21 protein-coding genes are annotated in these 22,128 nt (G+C 35.1%); 13 read left to right on the top strand and 8 right to left on the bottom strand.

Features of this window, described 5'->3' with window-relative positions; genetic code table 11:
- The first annotated feature begins 92 nt into the window (after positions 1 to 92).
- The 4 genes from ACQKNC_RS00990 (at position 93) to ACQKNC_RS01005 (ending at position 3,191) form a co-directional block, all read left to right on the top strand.
- Positions 93 to 557 carry a hypothetical protein gene (locus ACQKNC_RS00990; protein ID WP_427423040.1) on the top strand — a complete coding sequence of 155 codons (465 nt, stop codon included), beginning with the start codon at positions 93 to 95 and terminating at the stop codon, positions 555 to 557.
- Positions 558 to 805: 248 nt separating this feature from the next.
- Positions 806 to 1,327: a hypothetical protein gene (locus ACQKNC_RS00995; protein WP_427423041.1), complete on the top strand. Its 522-nt coding sequence runs from the start codon at positions 806 to 808 to the stop codon at positions 1,325 to 1,327.
- Between the two features lie 60 nt (positions 1,328 to 1,387).
- Entirely contained in the window at positions 1,388 to 2,086 is a 699-nt protein-coding gene (locus ACQKNC_RS01000; protein ID WP_427423042.1) for an ABC transporter ATP-binding protein, read from the top strand.
- Positions 2,079 to 3,191, top strand: a complete 1,113-nt coding sequence (locus ACQKNC_RS01005) for an ABC transporter permease (protein WP_427423043.1) — start codon at positions 2,079 to 2,081, stop codon at positions 3,189 to 3,191. Before ACQKNC_RS01000 ends, ACQKNC_RS01005 begins: the two co-directional genes overlap by 8 nt.
- 109 nt (positions 3,192 to 3,300) lie before the next feature.
- Here the strand turns inward: ACQKNC_RS01005 and ACQKNC_RS01010 are convergent, their stop codons facing one another.
- From ACQKNC_RS01010 to ACQKNC_RS01025, 4 genes are all read right to left on the bottom strand, one after another.
- Positions 3,301 to 4,341: a beta-carotene 15,15'-monooxygenase gene (locus ACQKNC_RS01010; protein ID WP_427423044.1), complete on the bottom strand. Its 1,041-nt coding sequence runs from the start codon at positions 4,339 to 4,341 to the stop codon at positions 3,301 to 3,303.
- Between the two features lie 16 nt (positions 4,342 to 4,357).
- A complete protein-coding gene (locus tag ACQKNC_RS01015; RefSeq protein WP_427423045.1) occupies positions 4,358 to 4,837 on the bottom strand; it encodes a MarR family winged helix-turn-helix transcriptional regulator in 480 nt (159 codons plus the stop codon).
- 246 nt (positions 4,838 to 5,083) lie between these two features.
- Positions 5,084 to 5,482 (bottom strand): hypothetical protein, encoded by a 399-nt coding sequence (locus ACQKNC_RS01020; protein ID WP_427423046.1) that lies wholly within the window; start codon positions 5,480 to 5,482, stop codon positions 5,084 to 5,086.
- Between the two features lie 251 nt (positions 5,483 to 5,733).
- Positions 5,734 to 6,621 (bottom strand): AraC family transcriptional regulator, encoded by an 888-nt coding sequence (locus ACQKNC_RS01025; RefSeq protein WP_427423047.1) that lies wholly within the window; start codon positions 6,619 to 6,621, stop codon positions 5,734 to 5,736.
- A 111-nt stretch (positions 6,622 to 6,732) separates the two neighbouring features.
- Between ACQKNC_RS01025 and ACQKNC_RS01030 the strand changes: the two genes are divergently transcribed.
- Positions 6,733 to 7,650 (top strand): EamA family transporter, encoded by a 918-nt coding sequence (locus ACQKNC_RS01030; protein ID WP_427423048.1) that lies wholly within the window; start codon positions 6,733 to 6,735, stop codon positions 7,648 to 7,650.
- 163 nt (positions 7,651 to 7,813) lie between these two features.
- Positions 7,814 to 8,860: a Cj0069 family protein gene (locus ACQKNC_RS01035; RefSeq protein ID WP_427423049.1), complete on the top strand. Its 1,047-nt coding sequence runs from the start codon at positions 7,814 to 7,816 to the stop codon at positions 8,858 to 8,860.
- Between the two features lie 81 nt (positions 8,861 to 8,941).
- Here ACQKNC_RS01035 and ACQKNC_RS01040 read toward each other — a convergent pair whose 3' ends face one another.
- The 3 genes from ACQKNC_RS01040 to ACQKNC_RS01050 form a co-directional block, all read right to left on the bottom strand.
- Positions 8,942 to 9,574 carry a LysE family transporter gene (locus ACQKNC_RS01040; protein WP_427423497.1) on the bottom strand — a complete coding sequence of 211 codons (633 nt, stop codon included), beginning with the start codon at positions 9,572 to 9,574 and terminating at the stop codon, positions 8,942 to 8,944.
- A gap of 1,182 nt (positions 9,575 to 10,756) precedes the next feature.
- Positions 10,757 to 11,320, bottom strand: coding sequence for a lytic transglycosylase (locus ACQKNC_RS01045; RefSeq protein WP_427423050.1), 564 nt, complete (start codon positions 11,318 to 11,320; stop codon positions 10,757 to 10,759).
- Between the two features lie 77 nt (positions 11,321 to 11,397).
- Positions 11,398 to 12,006, bottom strand: a complete 609-nt coding sequence (locus tag ACQKNC_RS01050; protein WP_427423051.1) for a polysaccharide deacetylase family protein — start codon at positions 12,004 to 12,006, stop codon at positions 11,398 to 11,400.
- Between the two features lie 223 nt (positions 12,007 to 12,229).
- Here ACQKNC_RS01050 and ACQKNC_RS01055 point away from each other — a divergent pair, with 223 nt between their 5' ends.
- The 4 genes from ACQKNC_RS01055 to ACQKNC_RS01070 are packed head-to-tail and all read left to right on the top strand — an operon-like array spanning position 12,230 to position 17,674.
- Positions 12,230 to 13,216, top strand: coding sequence for a polysaccharide deacetylase family protein (locus ACQKNC_RS01055; protein ID WP_427423052.1), 987 nt, complete (start codon positions 12,230 to 12,232; stop codon positions 13,214 to 13,216).
- 47 nt (positions 13,217 to 13,263) lie between these two features.
- The gene (locus ACQKNC_RS01060; protein ID WP_427423053.1) at positions 13,264 to 15,231 is read left to right on the top strand and encodes a polysaccharide deacetylase family protein; all 1,968 of its coding nucleotides are present in this window, start codon (positions 13,264 to 13,266) and stop codon (positions 15,229 to 15,231) included.
- Between the two features lie 22 nt (positions 15,232 to 15,253).
- Positions 15,254 to 16,441 carry a glycosyltransferase family protein gene (locus ACQKNC_RS01065; RefSeq protein WP_427423054.1) on the top strand — a complete coding sequence of 396 codons (1,188 nt, stop codon included), beginning with the start codon at positions 15,254 to 15,256 and terminating at the stop codon, positions 16,439 to 16,441.
- A gap of 42 nt (positions 16,442 to 16,483) precedes the next feature.
- Positions 16,484 to 17,674 carry a glycosyltransferase family protein gene (locus ACQKNC_RS01070; RefSeq protein ID WP_427423055.1) on the top strand — a complete coding sequence of 397 codons (1,191 nt, stop codon included), beginning with the start codon at positions 16,484 to 16,486 and terminating at the stop codon, positions 17,672 to 17,674.
- A gap of 307 nt (positions 17,675 to 17,981) precedes the next feature.
- Here the strand turns inward: ACQKNC_RS01070 and ACQKNC_RS01075 are convergent, their stop codons facing one another.
- Complete coding sequence (locus ACQKNC_RS01075) at positions 17,982 to 18,722, bottom strand: tetratricopeptide repeat protein (protein ID WP_427423056.1); 741 nt, start codon at positions 18,720 to 18,722, stop codon at positions 17,982 to 17,984.
- A gap of 543 nt (positions 18,723 to 19,265) precedes the next feature.
- On the opposite strand from ACQKNC_RS01075, the gene ACQKNC_RS01080 reads away from it, so the two are divergent.
- The 3 genes from ACQKNC_RS01080 to nspC all read left to right on the top strand — a co-directional run bounded on the left by ACQKNC_RS01080 (position 19,266) and on the right by nspC (position 22,084).
- Positions 19,266 to 19,472, top strand: coding sequence for a hypothetical protein (locus tag ACQKNC_RS01080; protein ID WP_427423057.1), 207 nt, complete (start codon positions 19,266 to 19,268; stop codon positions 19,470 to 19,472).
- A gap of 246 nt (positions 19,473 to 19,718) precedes the next feature.
- Entirely contained in the window at positions 19,719 to 20,948 is a 1,230-nt protein-coding gene (locus ACQKNC_RS01085; RefSeq protein WP_427423058.1) for a saccharopine dehydrogenase family protein, read from the top strand.
- The gene (nspC, locus tag ACQKNC_RS01090) at positions 20,945 to 22,084 is read left to right on the top strand and encodes a carboxynorspermidine decarboxylase (RefSeq protein WP_427423059.1); all 1,140 of its coding nucleotides are present in this window, start codon (positions 20,945 to 20,947) and stop codon (positions 22,082 to 22,084) included. The genes ACQKNC_RS01085 and nspC overlap by 4 nt, the downstream gene beginning before the upstream one ends.
- Positions 22,085 to 22,128 lie beyond the last annotated feature (44 nt).

Consider the following 22,128-nt stretch of genomic DNA (forward strand, 5'->3'; position numbering starts at 1 on the left):
TCCATTAGTTTCATTTATTTTCCGAATATTATCAAAAATTTAAAGGATTTTACTCTTCGTTCGTGGTATTAAAACTAAACGGGGGTGGCTGAATGTTTGGTATTTTTAAAGAATCAGAAAAGATTATTGATTCTTATGATCATGTTAGTTTTATTTTAAAATCCTTGCTTACATACGAGCTAAAAGACTTACCTATTCGCTATGAATTTTGGTATCGAGTGGCTATTCGTCAGGAAGAATTGCGAACGTTAAATACTGAGCATCGAGCAAAGATCTCTATGACTACAGCAGTAGGACGCTTTCACCAAACACAGTACGAAGGAACGAAACAAAAGTTAGCAAAGCTTGAACGTCTAGCAGATATGTATAAATCGTTTTGTATTGAGGAAGAACGAGAGGCATTAAACCATAGACTCCATTTCCATAAAGAAGCGATTTCCGAGCTATACGAGCATGTTCAAAATAAAGAGCTATATGTGTATTGTGATGCTGTACAGCAACAATTTTGGGATGCAGTCAGTGAGGACATATTAAATGCCATTGCCCACCTAGATTAAAAGATGGGCAATGGTAAGATTTCTTCTTTTTATCTAATTCCGGTCGATTTCATCTTAAAATATCAATTGAAATAATAGCGGTTTGATCCTAAAATTGACCGTACTTTTAACCCATCCCTCACAGTAACCTTCTACGCTTTTGTGCTTTTCTTTCTTTAGGATTCACTATTTTAATACATTCGTATAAATTAATAACTTATGGTATTTTAAATAACACAAATGTATTGAAATTAATTTGGTGGTTTTTTATGATTGCCTGGATTATTACTGCGGAGATTGCCTTTTGGATTGTTATTATTGTTGGGCTTATTTGCAGATATGTTTTAAAAAGGCCGAAACTGAGCATTTTCTTTTTTGCACTAACACCTGTTATTGATTTGTTACTTGTCATCCTCACTACGATGGACTTAAAATCAGGTACTCCCGCTTCTACATTTCACGGAATAGCAGCCATCTATATTGGTGTCTCCATAGCCTTTGGTAAAACGATGATTACATGGGCTGATCAAAAATTTCAACAGTGGTTTTTAAAATCTGGTTACAAAAATGAGCCATTAACTGGAATGAAAAAAGGTATGCATGAAATGAAATTGCTTAGTCAGCATATTGTTGCCTTTTTAATTGGTGCTGGATTATTGTATGCCATGTCTCTTTTCGTTGGTTCAAATTCTGATACAACTTCAATATTTCAAGTAATGAAAGTTTGGGGTATTGTACTTGCGATCGATGCCGCAATTAGCATCTCATATGTTATATTTCCGAAAAAGTAATAGGCCAAAACTTGAAACATTTTCCTCTTCCGTTCGTAAATAAACAAAGAGAGGAAGTGAATGACAATAGATATTAATATACATAAAGGTGGCTATGTAGAAAAAGAAGCCATTATTTCAAACATTCAATTTCAAGTAAACAGTGGTGAGCTTGTTGGATTAATCGGTTCCAATGGGGCAGGCAAAAGTACAACCTTACAAGCAATGATGGGTGTCCTACCAATAGTGGACGGTCAAGTGACAATAGGAACCTATGGCTACGTACCCGAAAGGCCCATTTTGTATGAGTATTTTACATTATGGGAGCATATAGATTTTTATTTGCGTGTAGCTGGTAAAGAGAATTCTTTAACCAATCGTGCGAAAGAATTACTGAAAATTTTTCAATTGGACCATAAGCTACACGATTATCCAACAACGTTTTCCAAAGGGATGCAACAAAAAGTGATGCTTATTTTAGCGTTCCTTGACAAGCATTCTAACTACATCTTAGATGAACCGTTTATGGGACTAGATCCACAGGCAATGCGTAAGCTCTTAACGATTTTAGAAGAATTAAAAGCGCAAGGTGCCGCCATTTTAATGAGTACACATGCACTCGATACGGCAGAAAAAATATGTGATCGTTTCATTTTGATTGATCATGGGCGAATTTTACAGCAAGGTACACTCGCATCATTACGCTTAGCGGTGGAACAAGACAAAGCATCTCTTCTTGATATTTTCGACACACTGCTTGAGGAAAATCACCATGACTAATTTAGCGCAGCAACGAAGAAAATTAGAACGCTCTCACAATTTTAAGCTACTGGCAAGCATTATCGATTGGACAGTCGCCTTATATATTGTTGTGCCAGCTCTAGTCATTGGCTTTTTTCTTTATAAAGACTTTATCTTAAATATAAGTACATCATGGGTCGTACATATTCCGCTAGCCCTCTTTATTGTACTGTTATTGATTATTACATCTATTGAAACTATTCGTACTTATTTGCACCGAGCCGATCGTCTTTTTTTAATCCAGAACCGAAAACAAATGATACGGTTAAAACGCTCTGGGCTTTCTTGGACGTTAAGTAAGCACCTAATTTTTCTTGTTTCTGCCATTGCCCTTTTAGCACCCATTTTCATAATCGTTCATCATGTAACGATAGTAGAATTACTTATTTTACTTCTGCTACTATTTACAACTAATTTTACAAACGCAGTTTTACAATTAAGGCTTCGTAAATGGCAACAGCTACTCAGTAAAATTTTTATGTGTATTCTCGGTACAGCTTCCTTTTTGTATGTACCTATAATTATCACTGCACTTATTTATCTAATTCTTCTTGTTTATAGCACAAGCTATTATAGTAGACATTTCGTCTATAGCACTAAATATTTTGATCAGCAGGTAGAGCTCGATCAAGCAACTTTTTATAAATGGCAAAGTCTTTTATTTCGAATTACTCCTGAGCTTCAAAGTCAGTTAGTACCGAAATTAAAAAAGCCTCGCCTACTATGGAAAAATTCAAAGCGCATGTTTCGTCGTTCCGATTATTTTATAGAGGAACTAGTATGCAAAACCATGCTTCGCCAAAAACAGTATCGCTTAGGATATCTTCGTTTTTTATTGATGGGTATCGGACTCATCTTTATTGTGCCATCATGGGCGAAAATTATCGTGCTCGGAATTCTTTATTTTACTTTACGCTCAGTTATGCAATCGGTAATCCAGCAAATTTTGGAGCATAAAATTTGGACAATCTTTCATGTATCCGATGAACAAATTCAAGCAGCTAGCAGTCGATTGCTAAAAGGATTCGTAGATTTTCCATTGTTGTGTGTCCTTATGATCCTAGTTATTGTTTCAGTCTTGTAAATAAAGACTCATAATATGAGATTGATTTCTGTTCCGACTATGCGCTTCCTGACATCCCGACTTATAGATTAAACAGGTGCCAGCTTAGTTTGCTAGCACCTGTTGTTTATTAATATTTATTATCTTCCATTCCTTGTAGAAGCATTTTTCTAAATTCCTGTGCCTGGTCAGCTTTAATAGCTACATTGTTATATCGTTTTTTAAGCCCCAGCATGAAAGTCACTTCCACAGGCTCCTTCATTTTTAAAATAAACTGTGGATATGCCGCGTCAAAATCACGTGCTATAAAATCAATTGTATCTTTGGATAATTTTCTTTCCAACTGTTCTTTATCCTCTATAAGTTCTTCAATCTGATCAAAGCGAATTTCTGCCCGTTTCATCAATCCTAAAGACAAATACAATTTATCAGTTGTTACATAGACAGGATTAAAACGAATTGCCTGCATATCCGCAATAAAAAATAAAACAGAGTATACATTAAAAATAAGCAATAAAATTGAAAGAACCATTGATTTCTCGTGTAACCACCAATGAATCCCAATTGTTTCAATGGCTATTCCATGGATTAGCATAATGATAAAGGCAATATAGCTCGAATTTTTATGTAAGGTTAAACCAGGACGCTCTTTTCTCTTCCAGCTTGCAAGTGCATAGTAAAATACTAAAAAATCAGCGCAAAGCATTTGGATAATAGGATGCTTCGGTGCATGTTTTTCAACTGCTCTTGGAAATGAGAACAAATCGGGTAAAGTAGTTGATCGTACATCCGTTAGAATTCTCGGTATGTAACGAACAAGCGTTGCAACTAGTAAAATTTCTAATAAAATAATCGTACCTTCAATCGCAAACCCAGCCCAAGTCACCGCAACAAATGGCTGTAGATGTTCTATTGGAATAATAAAACGTGCTGCCATACAACCAGCCGCTGCTAAAATAACCGCTTGTTTTAAAGAAAACTTTCCTTTATACAGCAGAAATAAAACAGGCATAATAAGAACAAAATCAATTAATGAGCCAATAACAACTCCATTTGTTTCAGATGGTAAAATTGATAAACCAAGTCCAGTGTTATAAAGCGTGTAATTGCTAGCAAGTACGACTAACAAAAATGCTAACCATATATTTTGCTTTTTCTTTAGTGCAATCATGTTAAATCTCTCCCTTTTACAAATGAATATCATTTATTTCATTAATAATTCCTTCTTTTAATACAATTTGATTTAGCTTTTGAACGACCTCTTTTAATTGCATGATCTCACTTAACTCAAGCTTTGAATAATATCTTGAGATAACAAACCGTTTTATTTCTTCCTCTCGTTCAAAATACTTAATACCTGAAGTATCGAGACTTACAAATATTTCACGTCGATTTTCAGGATTAATGCTTCGAGATACATATTGCTGCTCTTCAAGTTTACTAACTAGCTGACCGACAGCACTAGAAGTTATATTCATATAACTTGCAATCTGTCCAATCGTCACTCGGCTATTTTTTTTAATAAAATCTAATAAAATTATTTGTTTTGGGGATAATTCATCACTTAATAAATTTTGATGTAACTTTATGAAATGGCTATCCATTGAATAAATAGCTTCATTTATTTCCTCTACCAGCTTATATATAAGTTCTTCATCTTTTGTCATCACTAATTCAATCCTTTAAGTAAAGTTAATAGTAAAGGTATCTTTACTATTAACTTTACTTTATTTTATATGGTTATTATTGTCAACTGTTTCAGCGATAAAGTGCAGTATTTAATCCAATACATTCAATAATTTTTCACATATCTTAACGAAATCAGAGCAAATTTAAAAGAAATAATACTACTGTTAAGACATTAAGAATGGCAAAATAAAAGACCTCAAAATTAAGAGGTCGTTAGTTGTTTATTACTCTTCTACAATATTTAACTGTTTGTAATAGTTCTCTACAATTGGATGAATATCTGGTTTTGAATCGTAATAGGTATTGTCAATTTTATTTAGAGTGAATTTAAATTCTTTTTCGCCATCAAAAAGAGCAATACCATATCGCCAGCCTACACGTTCTTCTTGATTATCTTGTGGTGTAAATTCAATATCTTTAATCAGATTTAGGAATTCACCAATTTGCTCTTGCTTCGTTATCGTTTTAGAATATCCAGTTGAACCATCTTGAATGATTATTTTATCTACATTTATTATTTTTGCATCCTTGAAAAATTCTTCTAATGATTGTTTTTTTTCATTAAAACAAGCAAAAAGTAAAACTAGTAATACGAATAAAATCAGGAACATAGATTTTTTCATTCATCCACCTCCAAGTTTTTCCTACTACCTATTAAAAGGATTAAATTACAAAAGTTACACCATAGTAACAGGTAGATATTACTATTGATTAAACTGATTTTAGTATCAGAAAAATTCAATATTTGTAAATTATACCAAAAATAACATTAATAAAGTGCGATTCATTGCAAGCACAGGTATTCCCCTCTCTTCAGCGGATATCCTCATGCTTGCGTAGGCCGCTTCCGCTTCTTCTCCACTTCTAAATTCTGCTATGCTTTATTAAAAAACTGTTTACGATAAGCATGTGGAGAGTATCCTGTATATTTTTTAAATTTTTCAATATAGTAACTTACTGTACTAAAGCCTGTTGTTGTAGCAATTGTAGTGATCGATTGCTCACTATCACGTAATAGCTCCATACTTTTGCGAAGTCGATAGTGTAATAAGTATGTGAATGGTGTCGTGCCAACCATTTTTTTAAAAAAGCGACTACATTCTGCACGACTTAAAAATACATGTGCAGCTAAATTTTCTAAAGATATCTTCTCCTGATAATGAGCGTGTAAATAATCTAGCATATCCTTTGCTCGTTCATGTTGGACAATAATTGCTGGATCTAGTATTTCTTCTGTTAGCATCGATTGTGACAAAATAGTTTCCCAGAGGACTATTAGCTCTCTCCATACCTTTAACTCATAAAAAATGGCTTGCTCTTGCAGTAATTTCGCTACGAATTCTATTTTTTGCGCCAATTGGTCAGAAAGCTTTACAAAGGGCAATCTGTTGCTCGTTATATATGGCAATACATATTTAGTAGCAAAAATACTGTCCTTATGTCCGCCCAATAATAACGGGTCAACGTTAATACAAAAAGTTGTAGCCCGCTCTATTTGAAAAGGCTTTGCTTCATGTAAACCTGATGCATTGACAAATAGGCCCTCTCCCTCCTCTAGCACAAAGACATCTGCTCCTACTCGGTATTCCACACGACCACTTTTTACATAGACAAATTGAATTTCCTTATGCCAATGTAACGGTAAAAAATCCAAACTATCTAGTCGCAAAACCGTCTCATATAGGGCAACTGGAAATTCTTTCGTCCCATGTATCGTTAGTTCTTGTAAATCCTTCGCAATTTTAATGTGTGTTAACGCCAACGCTTAGTTCACCTCAATATATTGATATTTTTAATCCTATAAATCGATATTTCTTGTAATTAACATTCATTATAATTGCTTTATATCGATAGTTTAGGAGATGTTTTAAAAATGAATCAATCGGCACAGAAAAATCGTACTCTTGGTTTTATTCTCGTCATTTTAGGGGCAAGTTTTTGGGGTATTGGCGGTACCGTCGCACAAAAGCTGTTTCAGCAGGAAAATATTGAGGTTGGCTGGCTCGTTTCCAGTCGACTTCTTTTAGCTGGTCTATTACTCATTACTGCCTATAAAATTACACATCGTAAAGAGTCTATTTTTGTGGTGTGGCGGACAAAGCAAAATGCTTTTAGACAAATTTTATTTAGTTTACTTGGAATGCTGGCAGTTCAATATACGTATATGATGTCGATTTCTATAGGCAACTCTGCTGTTGCGACATTATTACAATATTTAGCACCACTCTTCATTATGGCCTATTATTTAATAACAAAGCACAGTCAATTGACAAAACAGGACGGGATAGCTGTGACACTAACACTTGTTGGTACTTTTTTATTACTAACAAATGGCTCCTTGTCTACACTTTCTGTTCCTGCAATGGCAGTGTTTTGGGGGATTTTATCTGGTCTTTCGGCTGCTTTTTATACGTTATATGCCATCCCACTATTACAGCAGTTTCACTCATTACTAGTTGTAGGCTGGTCAATGCTTATTGGCGGGATTGTGATGAGCTTTTTCCATCAGCCATGGCAAATTAACATGTCAAACTGGGCATTTTCAACAATTGCTTACTTTTTGTTTATCGTTATTTTTGGGACAATGCTAGCGTTTTGGTTTTATATTGCTAGTTTGCAGTATTTATCGCCAAAAGAGACTAGTTTACTTGGAAGCCTTGAACCTCTAACAGCCGTTATTACAAGTGTGCTTTGGCTTAAAATTGCCTTTGGGGGCTTTCAGTTTATTGGGACAATGCTTATTCTCTGTATGATTTTATATCTCACAGTTTTTCAGAAAAAGCATTCATAGGAAAGTTTAACTAAATTTAGATAATCCTAAAAATTTTAGTCTTAAATTCCTATATCGAATTATATAATTCATGAATCCATACATAAAATTTACATTATTTATATATCTTTTTTCCTTGTCTGTCCAGTATACTGAAAATACCATCATTCAAGGGGGAATATTTATGGATAAAAAGGTTATTTTTTTCGAGGTTCGTGGTGGCTCAGATAAGGGCCAAGACGGCTATCGAAAAGATACCATGCCAATGGTGAATGCACTAAAACAACGTGGACAGGATGCAGAAGTCATTTTCTTTGATGTGACGAAAAAAGAGGAAATTTTTAATTACGTCAAAGAGCATGGTATTGCCTATGTATCACGTATTAATCCAGGAAACTTACAGCATGAAAAAGAGTACTTTGAGATGTTGCGTGAGCTATGTAATGAGGGTGTCATCGGTATGCCTCATCCTGATGCAATGATTGGCTATGGCTCTAAAGATGTATTATCAAAGCTTTCATCTACGAATTTAGTGCCTGATGATACATTTGCTTATTATTCAATTGAAGCATTTAAAGCTCAATTCCCTACCTCTCTTGCAATTACCGAACGCGTCCTAAAGCAAAATCGTGGATCGACGGGCGAAGGTATATGGCGAGTTAAATTGGTTGAACCTCTTGCTGAGGGAATTACAGAAGTACCACTTGATGCGGAGATTAAATGTACAGAAGCAAAGGATAATCATGTGGAATATTGGAAACTTAGCGACTTCATGACGTTCTGTGAACAATACATTACAGGTCCAAATGGCATGCTAATAGATATGCGCTTCCTGCCTCGTATTACTGAAGGCGAAATCCGATTATTTATGTTACGTGATAAACCAGTTCAGGTAGTACATAAAAAACCAGCAGATTCCGAGGATGCATTTAGTGCAACACTGTTCTCAGGGGCTCAATATCGCTATGACGCTCCAGAAGACTGGGAAGAGCTTGTCCAAAACTTTTTAACTCAACTACCACTCGTAACTAGTTTACTAGGCAATTATGCTTTACCTCTCATATGGACGGCCGATTTCATGCTTGATACAAACGAAGCTGGCGAAGATTGCTATATTTTAGGGGAAATGAATTGTTCATGTGTAGGCTTCACTTCTGAACTCTCTTTAGCACATCAAGTAGCAGAGGAAATTCTAGCTTGTATCCATGAAAATGCCGAAGTCTCAGCGTAAAGTGGACTTTAAGCAATGGTGCTTTTACTGACCGTTAATACAGGATAATTGAAAAAGTGCGATCTTTTGGGATCGCACTTTTCATATATATATCTTAATAGCTTGTATAAATTCATAGATAAAATATCCGGCAAAGCAAATTAGTAATACACCCGCTACCATTGTAAGCGACTTAATGACCTTACGACTCATCGCTTTACGGGTAACTGAAACAATAGTCATCAAGCCAATATCATGCAACAATATGCCACTCAGAACCCCTGCAGCGATCACTAAAAAGTTTGCTGACTCTCCTTGCCCATAAGATTTAGCTAGTACAACACCGAAAACATTTACCCAAAATACTAGATTTCCCGGCGAAATTGCAACTAGTAAACCATTACGATAAGAAGTAAAAAACGATTTTGTCACTTTCTCTCCGGCAAGCGTAATATCATGATCAGCATTTTTGATAGAATCCAGCCCTAAAAGGAATAAAAAGCCAGCCCCTATTATCCACATAGGAATTTGAATGATAGGCATCGCTAAAATGGACGCTAGTCCCATATACAATGCAAAAACTAATACAATATCAATTGTCATACCACCGAGCCCAACAGCCCAACCATGCATAAACCCATTCTTTAGTCCTTGTTTAGTCATTTCTACTGTAATAGCTCCAACAGGCATGGCAATCGCAAGACCTACCAATACATACGCTACATATAAACTCAAATAAACACTTCTTTCATAATCAATTTCGCCTTGGCGTAATTGTAGCTGACGCTTTGCTTTCGCTACAGAAAACATTTGCCGCTGTCGCGCAGATAAACAATGCGTCCGGATTTTGAATTGTGCCCAGGCCTGCACGATGCAGGTCAGTTAGCCGTTTTCGCAGGATGCGAAGGTTTTAGGCTAACATCCTTTATTCATTCATTTCAAAATCCGTGACATCCGCCGGAGGCTTTATCTTCATTCAGTAGGCGTTGGAACACCCACTTAAAAGGAACCCCCTCCGCATTCATTTCTTCAAATTTAGAGGGGGGAGTCTTCAACTGAATGAAGATAAGATAAGTTTCATACGTCCGTTTATAATTGTATTATAGCATAAAAATACACAAAAGGTCATTTTTACTAATAAATATTCATTTTGTTATATGCTAACACTTTATTTATTTGTATGAAATTATTGGGAAACCTATTCTTATTGCTATTTAAGTTTTTTTGATGCTTATCTGAGCATTTTTGTCTACTAAAAAGATTTCATGTGAAAATTTTTCTTTTTCACTAACAGCCTTCACATAAGATGTTTCTTGAGTAATTTTTAGAGTGAAAGTGCTGTTTATATCTCAAAAGATTTTGGGACTGGGCGAAGTACAGTTTATAAGGTATTGCGTTAATCTTTTTTTCCTATTCTATGAAGAACCGTACCATAAATAAGTGCATTTTTTTGTTAAATCCTGTTTCCCTCCCTCAAAAAATAAATTTTGCTTTATTAATCATACTTTCATGTCAATTTTCCAGGAACATAAGAGAAATAGGTGTCTCGATTGCTAAATTAGTCCAATCAAAGTAGCAAAAAATAAATATATAATAAAACAGTTTTATTTGATAAAGTGGAGGTGCAACTTTGGAGACTATTGATTTAATTCCTTGTGCTGGAAGAGGAAAAATCTATCCTTGCTTTTTTCAAAAGAGTTATTCCCTAATGTTCATTCATTTACTTATAACTCCGTTATCATATATACAATTAATGCAATGAAAAAAGAATGAAAGAAACCATTTCGACCCTTCAATTAAACCCCATTTTTCAAATAATCAAGCAAAAAGAAAAAGGCTTTATCAAAAGAACTATTTTACTGGCCTTTTGATAAAGCTTCAGTTGCTTAAAAATACAACGGTGATCTGCCGTAATATTTATCGTTTTTCTAACTTTTTTACATAAGAAAATACCTTTTGGACATACTCACGAGTTTCATCAATTGGCGGAATACCAGAATGTTTTATCACTTTATCTGGTCCTGCATTATATGCCGCAACAACTAATTCCCAATCCTTAAACTGATCAAAAAGCTCTTTCAGAAATCGTGCAGCACCTTCAATCGATTGAATGGGGTCACAAGGATTGACAGATAACCAATTGGCGGTTTGTGGCAATAATTGCATTAATCCAATCGCCCCCTTTTTTGATACTTTATTTGGGTCACCACTGCTTTCAGCTAACATAATACCAAATAATATAGGAAAAGGAATTTCATGTTTTATCGAATAATTTCTAATAGGTGTTACCCAATTTAAAATCCGTTCATCTTCTATTATTTCTGGAGAGAGAATTATATCATCTATTTTGGGGATTTCTTGCACTTTTAGTACTTGATCTATAAAAATGGTATCAGAAAAAAGTTGGTTGAACTCTTTCAGCTGACTGATTGTGACTCCAAATCTTTCTGATATGCCCCATAAAGTATCTCCTTTTTTCACAACGTAATGTTTATATTTTCGATTAGCATCATTCTGAATAGTCTCTCACCTCTCAAGTAAAAAATAATAATCTCACTTTAAAACATTAGCATTTCATTTATCGTTACAATTTTATAGTTCATATCCAAAGCTTTTTCAATCATATATGGAAGGGCCTTAAGGGACGATTCGGTTGGATGCATCAAAATGATGGAGCCATTCTTAATGTTAGGGACAATTTTATCATAAATCTCATTTGGGTTATCAATTTTCCAATCAATCGTATCCAGTGACCATAAGACAGTAACCATCTCAAGGCGTGTGGCTATTTCAAGGACTCTCGAATCGAAATATCCATATGGTGGAGTAAAGTATTTAGGCTTAATCCCTAATAGCTCATTGATTATTTCATTGGTTTTAGTAATCTCCATATGAATTTCATCTACTGATAATGTTTTCATATCCTTGTGAGAATATGAGTGATTCCCAATCTCATGATTTGAATCTTTAATCATAAGTGCCAATTCAGGATTCTGTTCAACCCACCTTCCTTCGAGAAAAAAAGTAAGGTTAATATCCCTTTTCTTTAGTAGTTCTAATAATTTTATTAGATACTCATTTCCCCAAGCTACATTTACGATAAAAGTAATGATTGGAATGATTTCGTTCCCATGATAGATAGGCATCAAGGATTTATTATTATTCATATAGTTTTCTCCTTGCTATTGTGATTCTTTAATGTATGTAAAAACAAATAAAAACAATGTTTATATATCATACAATTACTCAAACAAATTTCTAATTATGAAACCTATTTACATAGCGCTGGGCCAACATCTTATACAGCTTTCTAAATTAGACATACGATATTTTTGAGGCACTTTTTATATCAATTTTAAAAATTCGACTAACAGTTGGTGAAAAAGAAGAATGAACGTACAGAAAATCGATATTTATGTTGATGGCCATCCGATCCAAAGCAATTACTGTGAAAGTAAAGGATATATGATGGTTCCAGCCTTATTCTTTAAGCATACGAATGCCTTAGTAGACTATGACGGGGAAAAACGGTCAATAGAACTAGAAAAAAATGATATAAAAATAACCTTCTTTAAAGATCAATTTGTGGTCTTAATAGAAAAAGAAAATCAACTAATAAAAGAAACTTTGAAGGTTTCGCCAATTGAGATTAATGAAGTAATCTTCATACCGTTTCAATATGTTACTCAAATACTTAAAATGTCCATTTTGGAATGTTCAACGGGAGGAACAATCAATTTAAGGACCAATAATTCAGTAAAAAGTAATGAAACAGTTTTTTATAAAGGCCAGAAAAATAAAAAAATGGCTGCTCTAACCTTTGATGATGGGCCGGATGATATTTATACACCTCAAATTTTAGATATCCTTAAAGGAAAAAGAGTCAAAGCAACCTTCTTTGTGGTTGGTCAACAAGTTAGGTGGGAACCCGAAGTCTTTAAAAGAATTCTTCGAGAAGGTCATGAAATCGGTAATCATAGCTGGAGCCATCCAAACTTTATTGAGCTAACAACATCGGAGCTGAAAAATGAAATTAAATCCACCGAAACAGAAATTCGTTCACATACAGGAATATCTACAACACTTCTTCGTCCCCCATATGGTTTTATTACGCATTCGGACATTCAAATAATTAATGAATTAGGTTATAAGATCATCATGTGGTCAGTAGATACACTTGATTGGTCTGGTTTAACAAATGAGGAGATTATGTCGATTGTAAATAGGGATTTAACAGAAGGGGCCATTATATTACAGCATTCCTTTAAAAATACAACTGGCAGGCTCGATGGAACTGTAAAGGCTTTGCCTGAAATTATTGATAAGTTAATAAGAGAAGGTTATGAAATTGTCACGATACCAAAGTTACTAGAATAATATTTTAATTGTTTTTTTCCAACTAAAGTGGAGCAAGGAGTGTACTAATGCGCATTTTATTCTTAGAAAGCCACTCAATGTGGATTCATGGATTACCAAATGGATTTATGGATGCGGGGCATGAAGTGAAAATTTCCGGTCCATTGGACGATCTGGATATTCCTAATCTTATTTCAGAATTCCGACCAGATTTAATCATTACAATGGGATGGGGTCCTGAAAACTCAACGACAGCAAAGCAAAAAAAAATATATGAAAGCACGATAAATGCTAATATTCCTCATGTATATTGGGCAACAGAAGATCCAACATCCACGGAAATATTTACAGTTCCTTATATTAGCAGAGCCCATCCGGATTTTGTATTCACGATTTGCCGGGATATGGTCGATTATTACAGAAGTTTAGGAATCCCTTCGGAGCATTTAGATTTTGGATATCACCCTAAAGTTCATTCTCCGGTAGAATTTGATCCCCAATATTATTCACCAGTTGCTATTGTTGCAAATGGATATCCAAGAAAACTTTCTTATTTTCCAAATCATTTTCGTCACCAATCTATGGAAAATTTAATTAAACCGTTGATTGAAAATAATATTCAAATAAATTTTTACGGGAATCATTGGGATAATATGGGTCCTCTTTTGGGGGTAGAAATCCCAAAAGAATGGATCCGTGGCTATATAGATTACACAATTGCAAATAAAATTTATAGTTCTTCTGATATCATCATTGGCTTGCAAAATCTGCCTACACAACTGACACAGCGAACATATGAAGTACTGGGATCAGGAGGATTTTTGTTGACAAACAGCACCCCTGAAGTCCTGCGGCTCTTTAAATCTGGAAGTGAATTAATAACATCATCATCACCTGAAGAAACAATTGAATTAGTAAATTATTTCCTTCAACACCCTAAAGAAAGGGAGAAAATCCAGAAGTATGGCATTGAAACGGTAAACAAACACTCTTATAAAGCAAGAGCTCAATATATGCTAGAAGTTTTAGAGAAAAGTGGAATCTTTGACAAAAGGAAAAGTACCTACAGTTTAAGAATTGAAAGAAAAGTCTTCCAACAGGGTAATTTTGAAATCTATAACGTTAAAAATGGGGATACTTTTTATCATATTTCAAAAGAGTTTGGGATAACCATTGATCAGCTAAAGCATTTAAATGAATTAACCTCAGATATAATCGATACCGGTCTCCCTTTGAAAATAAGATTAGCAGAAAATAAAGTGAATAAATACGATTATTATACAATTTGTCATGGAGAATCGTTGGGAAAGATCTCAAAGGAGTTTGGTATTTCAGTCGAAGAACTTAAAAAAGAAAATGAATTAGCATCAGATTTTATATATGCCGGCCAACTCTTAAAGATTGATAAGAAGTATATCAAATCAAAAAAGTTACCCTCTGTTCTCCTTTCTAAAGGTTTAAAAGATGACAAAATGGTTTCCTTAACATTTGATGCTGGCGATAGTGCAGAAAATACTGAAGCTATTTTAGATGTTTTAAAAAAACATAATATTCAAACAACCATGTTTTTAACCGGGGCCTGGGTAGAAAAATTTCCTCATTTGGCGAAAAGAATGGTATCAGATGGACACGAGATTGCAAATCATTCATATAGTCATCCAGATCTAACGAAGTATTCCAAAAATGAAATCCTAGCAGAATTAACACGCACATCTTCGTGTATTGAAAAAGTTCTTGGGATAAAGGGCAGCCCTTTATTCCGCCCACCATTTGGTTATTGGAATAAAACCCTTCTAGAAGCTGCAGGTCAAACTGATATTCCTTTTACAATTTATTGGAGCATAGATACTCTTGACTGGCAAGAACCAACTGCAGATACGATTTTTAGTCGTATTTTTTCAAAGCTTACAGGTAATGACATTGTACTTGCACATTTAAATGGAAAACCTACAGCAGCTGCAATGGACCTCGTCATACCAGAACTGAAAAAACAGGGATATCAGTTAGTAAAAGTAAGTGAAATGCTATGGAACTAAGTTTTTACGGGAAGTGGATATTATGCGTATATTGTTTCTAGAAAGTGATCCGATGTGGATTTACGGACTTCCAAACGGTTTTTGTGATGCTGGGCATACCGTCATGATTTCGGGTCCTCTGACTGAGGACAGCATGACGGATATGATATCAAACTTTCACCCGGACTTAATTTTCACGATGGGACACACAGCAGAACATACAGAAGAAAAACAAAAGATGATTCGAGAATGTGTTACATCCACAAATATTCCACATGTCTATTGGTCTACAGAAGATCCAGGGTATACATTCACCTTTTCACTGCCTCTAATTCAGACCATTGAACCCGACTTTGTGTTCACCATTTGTCCTTCCAGAGTGGATTTCTATCGAGAGAAAAACATTCCTTCGGCACACTTGGATTTTGGATATCATTCAAGTGTTCATTCCCCTGCGGAAGTTGATGAAAAGCATAAGGCTCAGATTGCAATTGTTGCGAACGGTTATCCAATGCTATATACAAAAAGGCCTGACCACTACCGTTTTAAAGCGCTTAGGTCACTTCTAAGTCCATTTCTAGAGGAAAATATTAGAATTGATTTCTGGGGTCGCTACTGGGATCAAATGGAGCATATCCTTGGAAAGAAGATTCCCAATGAATGGATTCATGGGTTTCTTCCTTATACCGAGGCAAATAAAGTGTATAGTTCAGCAGAAATTATTTTAGGTATACAAAATCATGATACGCAATTAACACAGCGCACGTATGAAGTGCTGGGGTCAGGTGGTTTTTTGCTTACAAATGATACATCTGAAATTAGGAGATTATTTTCCACAGGTAAAGATCTTATCGTAAGTAATTCCTCTAAAGAAACGATTGAACTTGTAAAATACTATTTAAGTCATCCTGAAGAACGTAATAAAGTAAAGAAAGCAGGTATGGAAACCGTAAAAAAATACTCTTATGAGCAGCGGGCTAATTATATTATTGAAACACTCATCGGTGCTGGTATTCTTTCGAAAAGTGCGAAAAGCTCTGGAGAAGGAAAATTGGTTCATTATATGGATACATTACGGGAAAACTACGAAATTTATATCATTGAGCCAAATGATACTTTATGGAGTATATCAAGAAAGTTTGGAGTAAGCATTGAAGAAATTAAGCATTTAAATTGCCTTAAATCAGATACAATTGAGGTTAATCATTTTTTAAAGATAAAAAAGAAATAATTAAATTGTAATCTCTTTTTAGATAATAATAGAGGTGAAACAATGCGTATTCTCTTTTTAGAAAGCGGAGAAATTTGGACTAATAGTTTAGCAAGAGGGTTTCAAGCGGATGGGCATGATATTCTTATTTCAGGGTCTATAAATAATGAAGATCTATCCAAGATGATTGAAGATTTTAATCCTGATTTTGCTATTACTATCGGTTGGGGCAGTGAACATACAAAAGAAAAGCAAAAGATAATTCGAAAACAAATGGTATCACACAAAATTCCGTTGGTTTATTGGGCTGTCGAAGACCCAGCATATACAGATGTTTGGTCGATTCCTTTAGTAAATAATATTAAACCTGACTTTATTTTTACATTATGCCCCGATACTGTAGAAACCTATAAACAATTAGGAATACCTTCTGACCATTTAGATTTCGGTTACGAAGAAACGATACACCATCCAACTAATGTTCATCCTGAATATGAATCTGATATTGCTATAGTAGCAAATGCATACCCAGATATTTTACACAAATATCCAGAACATTACCGCCATAGTTCTTTGGATATTTTAATTAAACCACTTCTTATGGAGAATATTCGTATTGACTTTTGGGGGAACAATTGGGACAAAATGGGTGATTATTTTGGCTTTGAAATACCCAATGAATGGATTCATGGTTTTCTAAATTATAATGATGCTAATAAAGTGTACAGTTCCGCGAAAATTTTATTAGGTTTACAAAATTATCCTGATTTACTGACACAGCGGACCTATGAAATTTTAGGATCCGGCGGCTTTCTAATAACAGTAGATACACCTGGAGTAAGAAAAAATTTTATACCTGGAAAAGATTTGGTTGTCTCTTTATCGCCAGAAGAAACCGTACAGAAAATTAAATACTTCCTTAATCATTCCCAAAAAAGATCACAAGTTCAGATACAAGGACGAAAAACTGTTCAAGACCACTCATATAAAACCAGAGCAACGCAAATGATAAAAACATTAATTGACAATAACATTCTAAAAAATAGTTATTATCCTACCAAAGAAAAAGGTGAAATTTTATATTATAGGCCACTGGATGATTACGAAACCTATAAGGTTAATAAGGGAGATACTTTGTATAGAATATCCAGTGAATGGAGTGTTTCAATTAAGGATTTAATATCTCTAAATGGGTTAACATCTGATTTGATTTTTGAGGATCAGATACTAAAAATAAGGAAAAGGATTGTTTAAATCGCATTTAGAAGTAATAGAGGTAAGATCAAAAACTATTAAGACGTTGTTATAACAACGTTAATAGAATGTCGTATTTGTCCGTAAACTAGCAAAAAGTAGGTACAAGAAAAATCTTTTACCTACTTTTTTTTGTTGCAATTTCCACAACTTCTGCACCCACATGTACATCTGGTTTCGACCTTTCCACGGAGCAGATTCTTCTAATTGTTTCTCAATATAGTAAATCCATCTAACAGGCCTGAATTTTACCTATACATTAGTAAATCTATCTTTAAGTAACTTTTAGGACAGCTTCCCATTCCTCTTATAGCATTTGTTTTTTCCATTGTGACAGTACATCAGTGGATTTCGCAATGTCCACTTTTAATGCGACCTGTTTAGTAGAGCAACGTTTCTTAGCCTTTTCCCAGGCCTCTTCTAGAGCAGGTAAATAGCTTAAATTTTTTGTAGCTGCGACAAGCTGTAAAAAAATATTCCCCTGAATATAGTACCAGCGAGGGTTCATGTTATCTAACTGAATAGCTTCTTCAATAAGACGTAATGCTAAATACGGACTGCCTTCATTTCGACTCAAAAACTGTGCAAAGGCTCCCCAGTAAAGGGCTTTATTCGGCTGTAGTTTTATCGCTTCCGCAAATTGCACAAGTGCTTTGTCATGCTCCTTAGCAAGAACAAAGTATTCAGCCATAGTATAGTAAGCATTCGCTTGTGCCTCGACCGATCCAGCTAATAATTCATCTACTACTTTACCGAATTGCTGATCATCCTCACTCCCTATATATGCAGCTATTACATCACGCTCTGGATAGGAGCCATCTGTCCGTTCAACACTTTGCTTCACTTTTTCAGCAGTAGGAACTGGCATATTTGCATAACCGTTCGCTTCCAACAATGCGACGTGCTGTTGAATTGTTGGAAATGATTCTTGTTCTGTAAACGCACTATTAGCTAGAAGTGCTTTGGCTAATTGATAGCTTTCTTTCACACGACCATTTAAAAATAATTCATTTATCTGTTGGACTTGCTCATCAAACTGTTTGATCACTATTTAAATCCTCACCTTCACCAAAAGAAAAGTATTATAGGTATTTTACCATCTTTAGAGAGAAAAAGAGCATTTATCATGCTAAACAATCTAAATAGCTATAATTTTTCTATAATTCTTTTATTTTAACAGTACCCTATGTCCTCCAATTGTATAGCACTAGCGTAATAGGAATTCACTAAACTAGAATCTTATTATTAAAACGATGATCAAAATGATTCATCACCACAAGGATAACATTTGTGAAGCCTATACTATGTAAATAAGTTGATTATCGTTCCGATTGGGCTACTCCTTGGGGATTAGCGTCACAGATGAGACCATGGAGCGAGCAATTATAGGAACGAAGGCTAAGAGCATTACATCCTGTGATAACGCCTTCGTGAACAACATCGTGTTTGCCCAGTCGGAACAGAATTCAACCCTACGTTATGGGGATGAGCCTCAAAATTAAAAAACGTTGGATAAATTTCTGAATTATGAGATAATTGAAGCATGTTTTCATTTTTTGAGGGCATGTAAACTAAATTAGGAGGGCTTGCTATGAATAGACGATTTCATTTTGTATCGCTTATTATTGGAAATTTGTTAACACTAGGAGTTATTTTCATTTATGCTATGCAAAGTCAAGTGGATGTGGCCCTCAGCACATATGCCCTTGTAATGGGGTTTTTAAGCACATTACTACTTATCTTTTTTTATTTATGGGGGGATGAAAAACAACAAATTTCTAATCGTTTTTCTAAATAACTCGGTAGCAAAACCATAATTTTTTGAACAAAAAAATAATTTTCCCCTTTTCTGCTAAATGTAGTTAAGGGATTTTTTTTCACGAAAAGCTTCCTTTTTCGCGGTATTCCCCTCTGAATTTGACTTATTGTTGTAGAAAAATAAATTTTTTTGTAGAAAATTTAAAAACAATGATTGAGTAGTAAATCAATTTTCTGTATAATCAGCTTGTTTGACAATACTATTTATGAACCTGGGGGTAGACAATTGGGTAAAGCATTGATTATCGGAGCTGGCGGAGTAGCCAGTGTTGTGGTACACAAGTGTGTTCAAAATTCGGACGTATTTGAGGAGATTTGTATCGCAAGTAGAACTGTTTCAAAATGTGACGCTCTAAAAGAAAAACTAGATGGCGGAAAAACAAAGATTCATACTGCACAGGTAGACGCAGACAATACTGAAGAGGTTATTGAGCTTATTAAAGCCTTTGGACCTGATGTTGTTATTAATGTAGCACTACCTTATCAAGACTTAACGATTATGGATGCTTGCTTAGCGACGGGTGTACACTATGTGGATACTGCAAACTACGAGCCACCTGAAACGGCAAAATTTGAATATAAATGGCAATGGGCTTATAAAGAGAAGTTCGAAAAAGCTGGCTTAACTGCACTACTTGGTAGCGGTTTTGATCCAGGCGTAACTGGCGTTTTCACAGCTCATGCTCAAAAACATGAATTTGATGAAATCCACTACATTGATATTGTGGATGCAAATGCTGGAGATCACGGTTATCATTTCGCAACAAACTTCAACCCAGAAATCAACATTCGTGAAATTACTGCGAATGGTCGTTACTGGAAAGAAGGCGAGTGGATAGAAACTGCACCACTTGAGAAAAAAGAAGTGTATAACTTACCAGAAATTGGGCCAAAAGATATTTACCTGTTATACCATGAAGAGTTAGAATCTCTTGCTAAAAACATTAAAGGCTTAAAGCAAATTCGTTTCTGGATGACATTCTCAGAAAAATACTTAACACACTTAAAAGTATTAGAAAATGTTGGTATGACTTCTATCGAGCCTATCGAGTTTGAAGGACAAATGATTCAACCAATCCACTTCCTTAAAGCTGTACTACCTGATCCAGCATCACTTGGACCACGTACAAAAGGGAAAACAAATATCGGTTGTATCGTTCGCGGTCTAAAAGATGGCAAAGAAAAAACTTATTATGTGTACAACGTATGTGACCACGAAGAATGTTATAACGAGGTTGGTTCACAGGCGATTTCTTACACAACTGGTGTGCCAGCAATGATTGGTGCGATGCTTGTGATGAACGGTGAATGGCGTAAACCAGGCGTTTGGAACGTCGAAGATTTCAATCCAGATCCATTCATGGATGCGTTAAATAAATGGGGTCTACCATGGCAAGAAAGCCACAATCCAGAATTACTTGACCTTGATTTAGAAACGAAGGAATTAAGCCGATGAAACCAATTGATTTTTCAAAAGTTCCATCCCCTTCTTACGTAGTGGATGAGCGATTATTAACAAAAAATCTAGAGCTTTTAAAATCGATTCAAGATCGAACAGGCTGCCGTATTTTACTTGCCTTAAAAGGATTTTCAATGCATTCAACATTCCCATTAGTGGGTGAATATTTAGCAGGGATTACGTCCAGCTCATTATTTGAAGCACGATTAGGTTATGAAAAAATGGGCAAAGAAGTGCATGTCTATGCACCAGCTTACGTAGAGCATGAAATGGACGAGCTTCTTGGCTATGTTGATCATATTGTGTTTAATTCATTTAACCAATGGAATCAATATAAGGACAAAGTAAAATCTGCTGGTAAAACAATTGAATGTGGTATTCGTATCAATCCTGAGTACTCTGAAATTGAAACGGCCCTTTACGACCCTTGCTACACGAATTCTCGTCTTGGCACAACTTTAGCCAATTTCGACAAGTCACAGCTTGAAGGTATTGATGGTTTACACTTCCATGCAATGTGTGAGCAAAACTCAGATACTTTAGAGCGTATTATACAAGTTGTCGAAGAAAAATTTGGTGATGTCTTACATCAAATGAAATGGTTAAACTTTGGTGGAGGTCATCATATTACTCGTGACGATTATGATGTAGAAAAGCTTGTGAATGTCATTAATTACATTCAAGACAAGTATAACCTTCTCGTATATTTAGAGCCAGGTGAAGCTGTTGCCCTTAATACAGGTTATTTAGTAGCAACTGTTCTTGATGTGCAGAAAAACGGTATGGACCTAGCAATTTTAGATACATCGGCGACTTGCCATATGCCAGACGTTCTAGAAATGCCATACCGTCCAATGATTATCGGTTCAGGTCAACCAAATGAGCTAGCTTACACATATCGTCTAGGCGGACTTACATGTCTTGCTGGTGATGTGATAGGTGATTATTCATTTGAACAACCTTTACAACCAGGCGATCGTCTAGTATTCACAGATATGGCGCATTACTCAATGGTAAAAAATCATATGTTTAATGGTGTTAATCTTCCATCAATCGTTTCTTATAACGATGAGGAAGGCATTAAAGTCATTCGTGAATTTAAATTTGAAGACTATAGCGGTCGACTTTCGTAAAAACAAAGAAAATCCTCTCCAACTTATTGTTGGAGAGGATTTTT

Origin of the sequence: Lysinibacillus sp. NPDC094177 (genome assembly GCF_050279145.1) — a bacterium.
In the GTDB taxonomy this organism is placed as follows: domain Bacteria; phylum Bacillota; class Bacilli; order Bacillales_A; family Planococcaceae; genus Lysinibacillus.